This window comes from Allocoprococcus comes (genome assembly GCF_013300725.1).
Classification (GTDB): domain Bacteria; phylum Bacillota; class Clostridia; order Lachnospirales; family Lachnospiraceae; genus Allocoprococcus; species Allocoprococcus comes_A.
Window position 1 is genome coordinate 1 of record NZ_JAAIMM010000034.1, and the last position, 14,465, is coordinate 14,465.

9 protein-coding genes are annotated in these 14,465 nt (G+C 44.9%); all 9 read right to left on the reverse strand.

What is annotated here, in order from left to right; all coding sequences use genetic code 11:
• Nucleotides 1-98 precede the first annotated feature (98 nt).
• The 9 genes from G4407_RS14550 to G4407_RS14590 all read right to left on the reverse strand — a co-directional run bounded on the left by G4407_RS14550 (nucleotide 99) and on the right by G4407_RS14590 (nucleotide 14,391).
• Nucleotides 99-2,036, reverse strand: a complete 1,938-nt coding sequence (locus tag G4407_RS14550; RefSeq protein WP_173689468.1) for a PTS fructose transporter subunit IIABC — start codon at nucleotides 2,034-2,036, stop codon at nucleotides 99-101.
• Nucleotides 2,037-2,060: 24 nt separating this feature from the next.
• Nucleotides 2,061-2,981 (reverse strand): 1-phosphofructokinase, encoded by a 921-nt coding sequence (gene pfkB / locus G4407_RS14555; RefSeq protein WP_173689469.1) that lies wholly within the window; start codon nucleotides 2,979-2,981, stop codon nucleotides 2,061-2,063.
• Nucleotides 2,981-3,730, reverse strand: coding sequence for a DeoR/GlpR family DNA-binding transcription regulator (locus tag G4407_RS14560; RefSeq protein WP_173689470.1), 750 nt, complete (start codon nucleotides 3,728-3,730; stop codon nucleotides 2,981-2,983). The genes pfkB and G4407_RS14560 overlap by 1 nt, the downstream gene beginning before the upstream one ends.
• 367 nt (nucleotides 3,731-4,097) lie before the next feature.
• Entirely contained in the window at nucleotides 4,098-8,708 is a 4,611-nt protein-coding gene (locus tag G4407_RS14565) for a PolC-type DNA polymerase III (RefSeq protein WP_173689471.1), read from the reverse strand.
• A gap of 3 nt (nucleotides 8,709-8,711) precedes the next feature.
• Complete coding sequence (ispG, locus tag G4407_RS14570) at nucleotides 8,712-9,767, reverse strand: flavodoxin-dependent (E)-4-hydroxy-3-methylbut-2-enyl-diphosphate synthase (RefSeq protein ID WP_173689472.1); 1,056 nt, start codon at nucleotides 9,765-9,767, stop codon at nucleotides 8,712-8,714.
• Nucleotides 9,768-9,841: 74 nt separating this feature from the next.
• Nucleotides 9,842-10,309, reverse strand: a complete 468-nt coding sequence (locus G4407_RS14575) for a hypothetical protein (RefSeq protein ID WP_173689473.1) — start codon at nucleotides 10,307-10,309, stop codon at nucleotides 9,842-9,844.
• A 142-nt stretch (nucleotides 10,310-10,451) separates the two neighbouring features.
• Nucleotides 10,452-11,921 (reverse strand): xylulokinase, encoded by a 1,470-nt coding sequence (gene xylB / locus G4407_RS14580; RefSeq protein ID WP_173689474.1) that lies wholly within the window; start codon nucleotides 11,919-11,921, stop codon nucleotides 10,452-10,454.
• Nucleotides 11,922-12,254: 333 nt separating this feature from the next.
• Nucleotides 12,255-13,736 (reverse strand): L-fucose/L-arabinose isomerase family protein, encoded by a 1,482-nt coding sequence (locus G4407_RS14585; protein WP_173689475.1) that lies wholly within the window; start codon nucleotides 13,734-13,736, stop codon nucleotides 12,255-12,257.
• Nucleotides 13,737-13,770: 34 nt separating this feature from the next.
• Nucleotides 13,771-14,391 (reverse strand): DUF4867 family protein, encoded by a 621-nt coding sequence (locus tag G4407_RS14590; protein ID WP_173689476.1) that lies wholly within the window; start codon nucleotides 14,389-14,391, stop codon nucleotides 13,771-13,773.
• Between the last annotated feature and the right edge of the window lie 74 nt (nucleotides 14,392-14,465).

Genomic DNA, 14,465 nt, shown 5'->3' on the forward strand with positions numbered 1-14,465 from the left:
GTCTTGCGTGGATTCCCTGTGCATCTGTTACTACATACTTAAATTCTTTCATGATTCAACACTCCTGTTCTTTAAAAATTATTTAGAAAATTTACAAGTTACTGCTCTGCTTTCAATGGCTTTTTGAGTAATACAATTCCCGCCATTGCTACAACAGCTCCTACAACCAATGCTATCAAAAACATCAATGGGTTGTCAATAATTCCGATGACAAAAATCCCTCCGTGCGGAGCTCTTGATCCGCATCCAAACATCATGGATAATGCGCCTGCTACTGCAGAACCAACCACACATGGCGGAATGATTCGAAGCGGATCAGATGCTGCAAATGGAATGGCTCCTTCTGTAATAAAGGAAAGTCCCATAATGTAGTTTGTGATAGTTGTCTGCTGTTCACTCTTTGTGAAACGGTTTTTAAAAAATGTGGTGGCAAGTGCGATTGCGATCGGCGGAACCATACCTCCGATCATAACAGATGCCATAATATCAAACTGTCCACTTGCGATGGACGCCGTTCCAAATACATATGCCGCTTTGTTGAACGGTCCGCCAAAATCAATGGACATCATACCTGCAAGAACCGCTCCCAGAAGCATCTTGCTGGATTCTCCCATTCCGGAAAGGACATTGTTCAGCCAGGTGTTAAATGCGCCTACCGGCGGATTTACGATGAAGATCATGAATACACCCATGATCAGGATTCCGAAGAATGGATACAGAAGAACCGGTTTTGTCCCTTCCAGAGTTTTCGGAAGCTTGTCAAATAATTTTTTCAGTCCGATCATCAGATAACCTGCTGCAAATCCGGCGATCAGTGCACCGAAGAATCCGGATGAGATCCATGCATCTTCAGCAAGGAATACAGAGGTTCCGGCTTTTGCAAGAAGTCCGCCTACGATACCAGGCATCAGCGCCGGTCTGTCACCGATTGCCATTGCGATATAACCGGCAAGGATCGGGAACATCATCCCAAATGCTGTATTTCCAACGGTGTTGAAGAATCTTGCAAGTGGAGTTCCGCTACCAAATGCTGCTGTACCTGCATTTGCACCGTCAACCAGGAAAGAAAGTGCGATCAGGATTCCACCGCCGATTACGAACGGAAGCATATGGGATACTCCATTCATCAGGCTCTTATAAATCTTACGTCCGATGGTATCTCCGTCAGATGATGCACCCCCCTCTTCTGTTGCTCCGCCCTTGCTGTGATAAACTGGAGCGTTTCCGCTCAAGGCACGTTCGATCAGCTCCTGTGCTTTGTTGATTCCGTCAGATACCTTTGTACTGATCAGCGGCTTGCCGTCAAATCTTGCCATTGCGACATCCTTGTCGGCTGCAATAATGATACAGTCACAGGCAGCGATTTCTTCCGGTGTCAGTACGTTCTTGGCACCACCGGATCCGTTTGTTTCTACCTTGATGGTAACTCCCATTTCTTTCGCTTTCTTTTCCAGACCTTCCGCCGCCATGTAAGTATGGGCGATACCGGTCGGGCATGCGGTAACTGCGAGGATCTGATACGGTTTTGCAGATGCATCCGCCGGAGCCTCTGCTTTTTCTTCTGCTTCTTCCGGGAATTTTTCTTTCTCGGCTGCATCAACATAAGCAAGAAATTCATCAACATCCTTTGCATGAAGCAGATTGTTTCTGAAATCCTCATCCATCAGAAGCATGGACAGACGACTGAGTACTTCCAGATGTACATTGTCCTCTGTATTCGGTGCTGCGATCAGGAAAATAAGGTATGCCGGTTCTCCGTCCAGAGAATCGTAGTCTACACCCTCCGGAAGTACCATGGCTGCAAGTCCCGGTGCGCTTACCGCTTCAGTCTTGCCATGCGGGATTGCAATGCCTTCACCAATTCCGGTAGTTCCTTCTTCTTCTCGTTTGAAGACGGTGTCACGATAGGTGTCAATGTCATTGATGTTCCCGCCTTTTGCCATCAGATCGACCATTTCACGGATGACCTGCTCTTTGGATTCTGCCTTGCCATTGAGGCAAATACTTTGCTTTTTGAGTAAGTCTGTAATCTTCATCTTGTCATTTCCTCCCATTTGGTTTTATATATGATACACTTCTGCCGGTTCACCAAGAAGTGCAACAATCTCATCTCTTGTAGCGAGCCATGAACAGAATGCCGAAGCACTTCCTGCCGTCACACCCAGCCGAAATGCTTTTTCCATATCTTTTGTATTCAGATATCCGGTAATAAATCCTGCCACCATAGAATCACCTGCGCCAACAGAATTGACAACCTTTCCTTTCGGAGGCATGGTCTCATAGACTTTTCCCTCCTTTGTCACAAGGATTGCTCCGTCACCTGCCATGGATACCAGTACATGCTGTGCTCCAAGTGCCTGTAACTTCTTCGCATGAATGATGATGTCTTCTTTTCTCTTCAGTTCTACGTTAAACATCTCACCTAACTCATGGTTGTTCGGTTTGATCAGGAACGGATGATATTTCATAACTTTTAAAAGGAGATCCTTCGTTGCATCCACTACAAAACGGATTTCTTTTCCGGAAAGTCTCTCCAGGATCCTCTCATAAATATCTTCCGGCAGAGTATTCGGAATACTTCCTGCAAGGATCAGTACATCGCCTTCTTCCAGCTTATCCAGCTTTTCATATAATGACTGGATCGCTTCTTCTGTGATAACCGGTCCCTGTCCGTTGATCTCAGTCTCAGTTCCTGCATTGATCTTTACATTGATTCGGCTGTTGCCTTCTTTTAATGGGATAAAATCTGTCTCACATCCGAACTCTTCCAGCATCTTTTCCAGTACATCTCCGGTAAATCCTGCCTTGAATCCAAGCGCTTTGCTCTTAATTCCCAGATTGGAAAGGATCACAGATACGTTGTTTCCTTTTCCTCCCGGATAGATATGTTCGCTTGTTGTCCGGTTGATCTCTCCCGGGATCAGCTGATCTGCCTGTACCACATAGTCCAGAGACGGGTTAAATGTCACTGTGTAAATCATTATTTTGCAACCTCCACAATATTTTTATATTTGTTAAATGTAGCATCCTTAAGCTTTGTTGTAATGATGTCCGCTGCATCCAGTTCTGAAAATGTCACCGGTGCTACCTGACCGAATTTGGTTGAATCTGCAAGGATGTAAGCCTTTGCGCTTCTTAAGATTGCCATCTCTTTGATCGCAGCCTCCCGGATATCCGGTGTGGTGCATCCACTCTCTATATGAATCCCATTGGTTCCGAAGAATCCTTTTGTGAAATGGTATCTTCCCAGGGTTTTCATTGCTTCCTCTCCGACCAGTGCCAGCGTTGCTTCTTTTAATTCTCCACCGATCAGATAGACTTTACATCCTTTCTGTGTCAGCTTCTTCGCATGCATGATCCCGTTTGTCACATACACAGCGTCCTGCTCTGTCAGGAAGTCAATCAGGAAATCTGTAGTCGTTCCGGCATCGATATAAACAAAATCATCTTTTTCAATCAAAGCTGCCGCATACTTTCCGATCTGTACTTTTTCATCGATGTTCAGATCCTGTCTGACTGCAACAGATTCATCTCTGGTGTACTGCGCCATATTGACTGCGGTTGCACCACCATGTACCTTGATCAGCTTTCCTTTTTTATGAAGTGTTGTCAGATCTCTTCGTATAGTTGATTCTGATGTATCCAGAAGCTCGGTCAGTTCCTGAACAGTTATAGTCTTGTGTTCTTCGACTAGTTTCAGGATCTCGCGGAATCTTTCTTCTGCAAGCACTTTATTCACCTCCATTTGACTGTTTCTGATTATTTTGATTGTATTTTTTTGATATTTAATCATTTTCAATCATTTATTTTCTTTTCCATTCATCTTTAAATCTAATATATCGCCATTTTCAGTCAAAGTCAATCATTTTCACTCATAAATAACTACCAAAAAATATCGTGTGATTTTGTGCATTTTAACGGGGAGGCAGTGAACCAAGAACAAACCTTTACACATTCTTATATTTTGTAAGATAATTATTTCTATCCACATAAGTGAAATTTTTTCTTATACTAAAAAAACCAAAGCACTTTTCAAGTTATGTTGAGTGATAACTTCTCTTTAAGTGCGTTGGCTTTTTTATCTCAGATATTATAATTTAAGCGAAATCGAACAGAGACAGCTGGTTTGTCTCCGGGAGGTCGCCCAGCAGACCCATATCTGCCATCAAGTCAACCAATGTTTTGCTGACTTTTGTTCTTTGACGGAAGTCATCCTTTGAAAGGTATGGTCCGTCTTTAGCGGCAATTTCCATGGCCTCGGCGGCTTTATCGCCCATGCCGTCAATGGTGTTGAACGGTGGAAGGAGCTTGTCGCCGACGATCTGGAATTTGGATGCTTTGGATTTGTAGATATCGATCGGTAAAAAATCAAATCCTCTGGCATACATTTCCAGTACATTTTTCATATCTTTTAAGGTATCCTGATCTTTTTTACTGAGCTGATTGAGTTCTGCTCTTCTTTTATATTCTTTCATATGGTAGAGAAGCTTTTCTTTTCCCTGTCCCATCAGTTCGTAAGAAAATGCAGATGCACGGATTCCGAAGTATGCCGCATAATAGGCAAGCGGATAATTGATCTTGCAGTAGGCAATCCGGTATGCCATCATGACATAAGCTGCAGCATGGGCTTTCGGGAACATGTATTTGATCCGCTCACAGGACCAGATATACCATTCCGGCACGTCATGCTCCAGCATATCTTTTTTAAACTGCGGCCATTCCTTACATTTTCCTTTTGCAACGGTTCCTTTACGCACACGTTCCATGATCGTGAAGGATTCTTCACTTTCAACGCCTTTGTTGATCAGATAAGTCATGATATCATCACGGGTACAGATTGCCGTGGAAATGGTTGCCTTCCCTTCTTCAATCAGCGTCTGTGCATTGTTCAGCCACACATCTGTTCCATGAGACAGACCGGAAATACGGATCAGGTCCGAAAGCGTCTTTGGCTTGGTATCAATTACCATCTGGATAACAAAATCTGTTCCAAATTCCGGTACTCCCAGGCAGCCAAGCGGACAGCCGTCAATATCCTCCGGTGTGATGCCGAGCACCTCCGTCCCTGCAAAAAGCCCCATTACACCCGGATCATCCAATGGAATATCGGTCGCTTTAAATACATTATTCACCCCATCGTATTCGTTGTCCATCGCATCGGAATTGATCAGCTCTTCCAGCGTTTTGATCATGGTCGGATCATCATGTCCGAGAATATCCAGTTTCAAAAGGTTGTGGTCGATGGAATGGTAGTCAAAGTGTGTGGTGATAATGTCCGTCGTCATATCATTTGCCGGATGCTGGATCGGGGTAAATGAATTGATGTCCTCCCCATGTGGAAGAACAACGATTCCACCAGGATGCTGTCCGGTACTTCGGCGGATTCCGGTACAGCCAGCTACGATACGGTCGATCTCGCAGTTTCGCTTACGGTCACCACGCTCCTCATAATAATTCTTCACATATCCATAAGCCGTCTTTTCTGCAAGTGCGGCAATGGTTCCGGCACGGAAGGTCTGACCCTTTCCGAAAATAACCTCCGTATACTTATGCGCTTTACTCTGGTAATCTCCGGAGAAGTTCAGGTCGATATCCGGCTCTTTGTTTCCCTTGAATCCAAGGAAAGTCTCAAATGGAATGTCAAATCCGTCTTTGACCAGCTTCTGTCCACAGACCGGACAGTTCTTATCCGGCATATCGTGTCCGCAGCCGCCCACATATTTTTTCACTTCTTCCGAATCAAAATCACTATAGTGACAATTGCTGCAATAGTAATGTGGCACCAGAGGATTGACCTCCGTGATTCCTGCCATAGTTGCAACGAACGAAGATCCTACCGAACCACGGGATCCTACCAGGTAACCGTCCTCGTTGGATTTCCATACCAGCTTCTGCGCAATGATATACATAACCGCAAATCCATTGGAAATGATGGAATTCAGCTCTCTTTCCAGTCGTTCATGTACAATCTCCGGGAGCGGATCCCCATACATGGAATGGGCTTTATTATAACAGATATCTCGCAGCATCTGGTCGGAATTCTCAATAACCGGAGGACACTTATCCGGGCGGACCGGAGAAATCTTCTCGATCATATCCGCGATCAGATTGGTGTTCTTGATCACAACTTCATATGCTTTTTCCGAACCAAGGTATGCAAATTCATCCAGCATTTCCTCCGTTGTACGAAGGTATAGTGGTGCCTGGTTATCGGCATCTCCAAATCCTTTTCCTGCCATGATGATCCGGCGGTACACCTCATCCTCCGGATCCATGAAATGCACGTCACAGGTTCCCACAACCGGCTTGTGGAACTGTTCACCAAGGCGCACGATCTTCCGGTTCAGATCCATGATATCTTCCATGGAATTAACAGAAGTTACCTTGTCACTTTCTACCATAAAGGCATTGTTCCCAAGTGGCTGGATTTCCAGATAATCATAGAAATCCACGATCTTCGCGATGGTCTCATCCGGCTTTCCATCCAAAAGTGCCCGGTAAAGCTCCCCGGCTTCACAGGCGCTTCCCACGATCAATCCTTCCCGGCGCTCATTTAACACACTTTTCGGAATACGGGGTCTGCGGTTATAGTAGACAAGATGTGATGCCGAAACCAGCTGGTACAAATTCACTCGTCCAATGTCATTTCTTGCAAGGATAATGACATGGTATGTCGGAAGCTTTTTAATGGAATCCGGGTTCAGATCCCCGAATTCATTAACCTTTGAAAGCGTGGTCAGATCCCGCTCTTTGAGCATCTGCACAAATTTCACAAAAATCTCAGCCGTACATCCCGCATCATCTACTGCACGGTGGTGATTCTCCAGTGAAATATTTAAAACTTTTGCAACGGTATCCAGCTTGAAACGGTTCAGTGCCGGAAGCAGGACACGGGCAAGTGCTACGGTATCTACATAAGTAAAATCTGTCTCAATCTTCTGTCTTTTGCAGTTCTGCTCGATAAATCCCACATCAAAAGAAGCATTGTGCGCCACCAGAACCGCATCGCCAATAAAATCTATAAACTGCGGCAGGATCGTCTCAATGTCCGGCGAACCGATGACCATCTCATCGGTGATGCTGGTAAGTTCCGTGATACGGAACGGGATCGGTCGTTTCGGATTGACAAAAGTACTGAACTTGTCCGTGATTTTCCCGTCTTCCACTTTTACTGCGCCGATTTCAATAATCCGGTCTGTCACAGCAGAAAATCCGGTTGTCTCGATATCAAATACTACATAAGTACCTTCCAGATCCTGTCCTTTTTCATTCTCTGCAATCTTGGTCAGATCGTCTACCAGATAACCTTCCACTCCATAAATGACCTTGAACGGATCATCTTTATCCAGATCCTCGATCACATGGTTGGCATCGGTAAAGCCCTGTACCACACCATGGTCAGTGATTGCAATCGCCGGGTGTCCCCAGTCATGTGCCCGTTTAACAAGATCCTTCGCCTCGGAAACCCCGTCCATGTCGCTCATCTTGGTATGACAGTGAAGCTCCACTCTCTTTTCCGGATACTTGTCTTTTCTTGTCACACGGAAGTCCGACGTTTTGCGGATTCCGGTTACGGATCCGATGGTCAGTTCTCCGTCAAATTTATCAATCGTTGTAACACCCTTTATTTTCAGAAATACCCCTTTTTTAATTTCTGCAAGCAGATCCGGAAGCTGGTCGTTTCGGGTAAACATCTTAACCATGATCGTATCGGTAAAGTCGGTCACGGCAAACATGACGATCGTCTTTTCATTCCGGATCTCACGGGTATCGAAACTGATCACCTGTCCGCGGAAGGTGATCTCACCCATCTCCCCGGTAACTGTCTTCAGCTCGATCGGCATATCGTCAAAGTCCCGCCCATAGATTACATTCGGATCATCTGAACGCTTGAGCGGATAGTCCCGGCGAACAAAGCTGCCTTTTCCACCTTTGAATCCACCGGATTTGCCCGCAAATTCCTGCTTTTTCGGAGTATCCACCTTCTTCTGCTCCGATTTTGCCTGCGGATTTTCCGATTCTGACTTTCCTTCTGCACTCTTCGCTCTTTCTACTTTCTTCTTTGACACGCCGTCGGTTTCTTTTCCTTTTGCTTCAGCATCCTCCGTGGCATGCTGTGCCTGCAGCTTCTGGTTCCGTTCCCTGATCGCATCTACTTCCTGTTGAAGCTGCATCTCGTTGAATTTCTTGTATTTGCTCTCTTTTACCTCTTCATAGTCGATCTCCACATCCACTGGCACATGAAAACGATTCTCAAAGACATCCTTCAGATAGCTGGTGATCTCGCTGGTCTTTCCTTCGGCAACAATGGTATCTGCCATGGTCAGACACATAGTACGTTCCCCTTCGAAGCGGCACTTCGCCTTCTGGAACATATTTTTCTCCAGCACACTTTTCTGCTCCAGTTCAAATAGAATGCTCTCCTTGTAGGCATGCATCAGGTTCTCCGGCGTATACTGCTCGGAAAGCCGATATTCCTCGACGATCGTCACCGGAATATTTCCCTGCGAAAACAGCTGTTCCTCAATCTGGTTCTCCACATAACATACCGTTTTCTTCGGGATCAGATGGGTGCTGTAAATATAAACCTTGATATGATTTCTGGCTGAAGTGGAGGTGATTTTCGTCACCTCCACCTTTTCAAACAGCATATGGCTGTCGTTATCCATATTCAATGTTGGAAACACATCAAAAAATAGCTTTGTCATCTTCTATTCGCCCCAATGTTCCAGTTCATTACGAAGTGCATCTAAAAGCTCATCCTCTTTTACCTTACGGATGATCTCTCCCTTCTTGATCAGAAGTCCTTCTCCGATTCCCCCTGCGATTCCAAGATCTGCCTCTCTTGCTTCTCCAGGTCCATTTACCACACATCCCATAACCGCAACTTTGATATCAAGTGGAAATTCAGCAACCATCGTCTCTACCTGGTTGGCAAGTCCGATCAGATCGATCTTGGTACGTCCACAGGTCGGGCAGGAAACGACTTCAATTCCACCTTTTCTGAGTCCCAATGCTTTCAGGATCAGTTTCGCACTCTTAATTTCTTCCAGAGGATCCCCTGTTAGTGATACACGGATCGTATCGCCAATTCCCTGATAAAGGATGATTCCAAGTCCTACAGAAGATTTGATGTTGCCTGAAAGCAGCGTCCCGGACTCGGTAATTCCTACATGCAACGGATACGGACATTCCTTTGCGATCAACTCATGTGCCTTCACACACATCATAACATCAGAGGACTTGATGCTGACCACCAGATTGTCGTAACCCATGTTCTCGATCATGTGCACCTTGTCAAGCGCACTCTCTACGATTCCCTCTGCTGTCACGCCACCGTACTTTTCCAGAAGGTTCTTCTCCAGAGAACCACTGTTCACACCGACACGGATCGGGATACCATATTCTTTTGCTTTTTCAACAACCGCACGGACTCTGTCCTCGCTTCCGATATTTCCCGGATTGATACGGATCTTATCTGCACCGTTTTCAATCGCTGCAATTGCAAGGCGATAATCAAAATGAATATCTGCCACCAGCGGGATATGAATCTGCTTTTTAATCTCTTTTAAAGCCTGTGCCGCTTCCATGGTCGGAACAGCGCAACGGATGATCTCACAGCCTGCCTTTTCAAGCGCAAGAATCTGCGCAACCGTAGCTTCCACATCCTCTGTCTTTGTATTTGTCATGGACTGAATCGCTACCGGATTCCCTCCGCCGATCTTTCTTCCTCCGATATTTATTACTTTTGTATCCTTCCTTGTCATCAGCTTTTAACCTCCTGTTCTCACACAAAACCCTCTGTCTGCGGACTTTCGTGCCCACAGAGAGAGGGTTCTCTTTATTTGCCTGCTTTTTCAAAAATCATCTGGTCTCCATAATCCCATTCGGTAAGTGTAAGCTCGGTTCCGTCCACACTGTAATTGAATGTAGTAAGTACAGAATTGATCGCCTGCTCTACTTCCGATGCAGTTACATTATCACCAAGTTCTTTCGCTGTCTCATCCAGTTCTTCCTGCTTTACTGTAAATGTAATCTGCTTTGCCTTGATATCCAGTGTATATCCAAGCTCCACATCCACATCCTTACCATCGATCAGGTTCTTCCAGTCAAGCTCTGCTTCATTATGATCATCTACTTCCAGTATCATATCACTCTCATCATGCTTCCACTTTCCTTCCAGCGGATTCCCAAAAAATCCCTGGTAAATGAAATATCCAGCCACGATAATGATCAGAACGGTCGTAATTCCTGTCACATAGTTCCACACACGGCTTCTTTTATCTTCATCATTCTTTGCAATAATCATAGAATCAAGCCCTCCACATCATGTCAATCTTATAATTCATTATACGGGTTTTAACTGGCACTGTCAACGGGAGCATCAGAAACATCCAAGAAAAAGCGCCAGCCACAACTGTGACTGACGCCAGAAATACACAGTCTCCCCTCTACTGAATGTGAGGAAATACTGGTTTGAGTGCCGGATAAATCTCCCGGAACTCCTGATATCTCTTCTCATATTTTTCAACCAACTCTGCTTCCGGTTCTACTGTATCTACAATCTTAACTAGTTTGTCAGCTGCTTCTTCTACGCTTTCGTATTCGCCACATCCGACTGCTGCAAGGATTGCACCGCCAAGTGCCGGTCCTTCTTCACTCTCGATGATATCCACCTTCAGATTCATGATATTGGCGATCATCTTTCTCCAAAGCGGGCTCTTTGCTCCACCACCGCAGATCTTGGTGCGTTCGATCTTGATTCCAAGACTTCTTGCAACTTCCAGTGAATCACGCAGTGCAAATACAACTCCTTCCAGTACTGCCTGCATCATATCTGCTCTCGTGGTATCCATAGTCATGCCGGTAAAGGTGGCTCTTGCATAAGGATCATTGTGCGGTGATCTCTCTCCCATCAGATATGGCAGATAGAATACATGATTCTCTCCAAGCTTTGTGATATCCTTCTGCTCTGCTGCAAAATCATCTGTATGAAGAATTTCTTCTGCCCACCATTTATTGCAGGATGCGGCACTAAGCATACATCCCATCAGATGATAATGACCGTCTGCATGTGCAAAAGAATGCAGGGCATTGTTCTTGTCTACACCGAAGTTTGCACTGGAAATGAAGATGGTTCCGGATGTTCCAAGGGAAATGTTACATCTTCCGTCACCAACAGTTCCTGTTCCGACAGCTGCAGCTGCATTGTCGCCTGCTCCTGCGATAATCTTTACGTTTTCAGAAAGTCCAAGTTCCGCTGCTACTTCCGGTTTCAGAGTTCCTACGACTTCGTAGCTTTCATAAAGCTTCGGAAGCTGTTCTTCTGTCACACCGCAGATGTCCATCATTTCTTGGGACCAACATTTGTGTTCTACATCCATCAGAAGCATTCCTGATGCATCCGAATAATCTGAACAGAAGCTTCCTGACAGGCAGTATGCCAGATAATCTTTTGGAAGCATGATCTTTGTGATCTTTGCAAAATTTTCCGGCTCATTTTTCTTTACCCACAGGATCTTTGGTGCGGTAAATCCGGTAAATGCAATGTTTGCTGTGTATTTGGAAAGCGTTTCTTTTCCAATCTCGTTATTCAGATAATCGGTCTCTTCTGTAGTACGTCCATCATTCCAGAGGATTGCCGGGCGGATGACCTGGTCTTCGTTATCCAGGATGACCAGTCCGTGCATCTGTCCACCGAAGCTGATTCCTGCAACCTGGCTCTTATCACACTCAGAAGTCAGTTCTTTGATTCCTTCTACGGACTGTTTGAACCAGTCTTCCGGATGCTGTTCTGACCAGCCCGGATGTGGGAAGTATAATGGGTATTCTTTTGAAACAATTTTTTTGATGTCGCCTTTTTCATCCATTAACAGAAGTTTTACTGCGGATGTTCCAAGGTCTACGCCTATATAGAGCATGATATTCCTCCTTATTAGGGTTTTTGTATCAATATGGCGGGTTCGAGGGGGTGTGACCAGATTATGACAAATAAATATTGCATCTTCCAATCGGCAAAACATTCCGATGAGCCTCTTGGGGCGGAAATTGTGTCAGCAATGGCTTCCACAATTTCTGAGTCTCATCTTCATTGCCTCAAATGGAATCTGCCATATTTATTTTCTATAATCTGGTCCTCAAGACATTGAACCGCCTACTTGAAACATAAATCCTGTTTTTTAATTCGTGTTTCTTTGTACTATAAAGGGGCGGGTTTATGCATCCGCCCCTTATATGATTGTGTATAGTTTTAATTAACCCCAAGGATTTTCTGTTGGGTAACGTACACCTTTTGGCTGGTTGTAGCCGATTTCGTCTACTGGTACTCCGATGTATTTGAATACTTCGTAAAGTGCTTTTCCGTAATGTCCGAATGCTACGGCTCCGTGATGTGGGAAGTTCTTTTCGATCAGTACATGACGGTAGAATCTGCCCATTTCCGGAATTGCGAAGATTCCGATTGCTCCGAAGGAACGTGTTGCTACCGGAAGGACTTCACCGTGTGCAATGTAAGCTCTCAGTACATTGTCTGATGTGCTCTGCAGACGGAAGAATGTGATATCTCCAGGTTTGATATCTCCTTCAAGTGTTCCCTGTGTTACTTCGATCGGAAGAGATCTTGCCATGATCATCTGGTATTTCATTTCGCAGAATGAAAGTTTGGATGATGCAGTATTTCCACAGTGGAATCCCATGAATGTATCTTTCAGTGTGTAATCGAATTTGCCCTTAATGTCTTCTTCATAAAGGTCGGCCGGTACAGAGTTGTTAATATCAAGGAGTGTTACAGTGTCTTCACTTACAACTGTTCCGATGAATTCGCTGAGTGCTCCATAGATATCTACTTCGCAGGATACCGGAATTCCCTGTGCTGTCAGACGGCTGTTGACATAGCATGGTACAAATCCGAACTGTGTCTGGAATGCAGGCCAGCATTTTCCGGCGATTGCAACGTATTTGCGATATCCTCTGTGTTCTTCTACCCAGTCTTTGAGTGTCAGCTCATACTGAGCAAGTTTTGAAAGGATTTCCGGTTTCTTGTTACCAGCTCCGAGTTCTTCTTCCATTTCTTTTACAATTGCCGGAATTCTTTCGTCTCCTGCATGTTTGTTATATGCTTCAAACAGGTCAAGCTCTGAGTTTTCTTCAATCTCTACGCCGATATTGTAAAGCTGCTGGATCGGTGCATTACATGCAAGGAAATTCAGCGGTCTTGGTCCAAAGCTGATAATCTTCAAATTGTTAAGTCCGATGACTGCTCTTGCGATCGGTTCAAATTCATGGATCATATCAGCACATTCTTCTGCTGTTCCAACCGGGTATTCCGGAATATATGCTTTGATGTTACGAAGTTTTAAATTGTAGCTTGCGTTCAACATACCACAATATGCATCGCCACGTCCCTGGATCAGGTTGTTGCCGCTTTCTTCTGCTGCTACGAACATCTTTGGTCCATCAAAGTGTTTTGCAAGCAGAGTCTCTGAGATTTCCGGTCCGAAGTTTCCAAGATATACAACCAGTGCATTACATCCGGCTTTCTTGATATCTTCCAGAGCCTGTACCATATGGATCTCACTCTCTACGATACAGATCGGACATTCGTAAATATGTTCTTCTCCGTATTTTTCTTTGTAAGCTTTCATAAGTGCTTCTCTTCTTGATACAGAAAGGCTTTCCGGGAAGCAGTCACGGCTTACTGCAACAACTCCGATTTTCAGTTCTGGCATGTTATTCATTGTTTTTTCCTCCTAAAATATGAATCTGTCTGTTCTATTTTGCGATGTCGATGTTCTCACCTTTAAGTCCGCACACAGCGCCTTCGATTCCGGCTTCTTCATGTGCGATCAGCCATTTGTTCTTTGCGGTAAGAAGCTTGTCATCAAATGACTTGGTATGGCAGGTCATCAGATCTGTATTCGTTCCCTTTGGAAGAACTACTACTGCCTTAAATCCATTTCCATCTACTCCGCAAGGTGCATAGTGAAGGGTTGTTCCGTACACTTCGATTCCAGTTCCTGCCGGAACAAGGAATGCCTCTACTTTTGATGTGTCGTATGTAAAATCCGGTTCGATATCCTGCTCTGCCCCCAGAAGCAAAATGATATCCGTAACTGCGACATTCACTTCTGAACTTCTGTGATATTCCAGTGCATTCAGTTTACTGTTATGTCCGTTGCAATATCCGATCTGGATCGGAAGTTCTCCGTAAATTCTCATCTTCAGATCGATTGCCACATCGGTTGCTTCCAGTTCTTCAATAGATGGTTCATAGATAACATCCTCTGGAAGAGGGGTGTGTTCCATTGCTTTGATCAGCTTTGAAAAATCATAGCCGTCGATCACGCGTCCATACTTTCTGAATTCTGGATCTGTTACTTTATTGATTTTCATTTCTTCCACCTTCTTTCTGTCTTATATTCTAACAGGCCAAGCCGGTATCTGCTACCGAAAACTTAGCCTGTTAA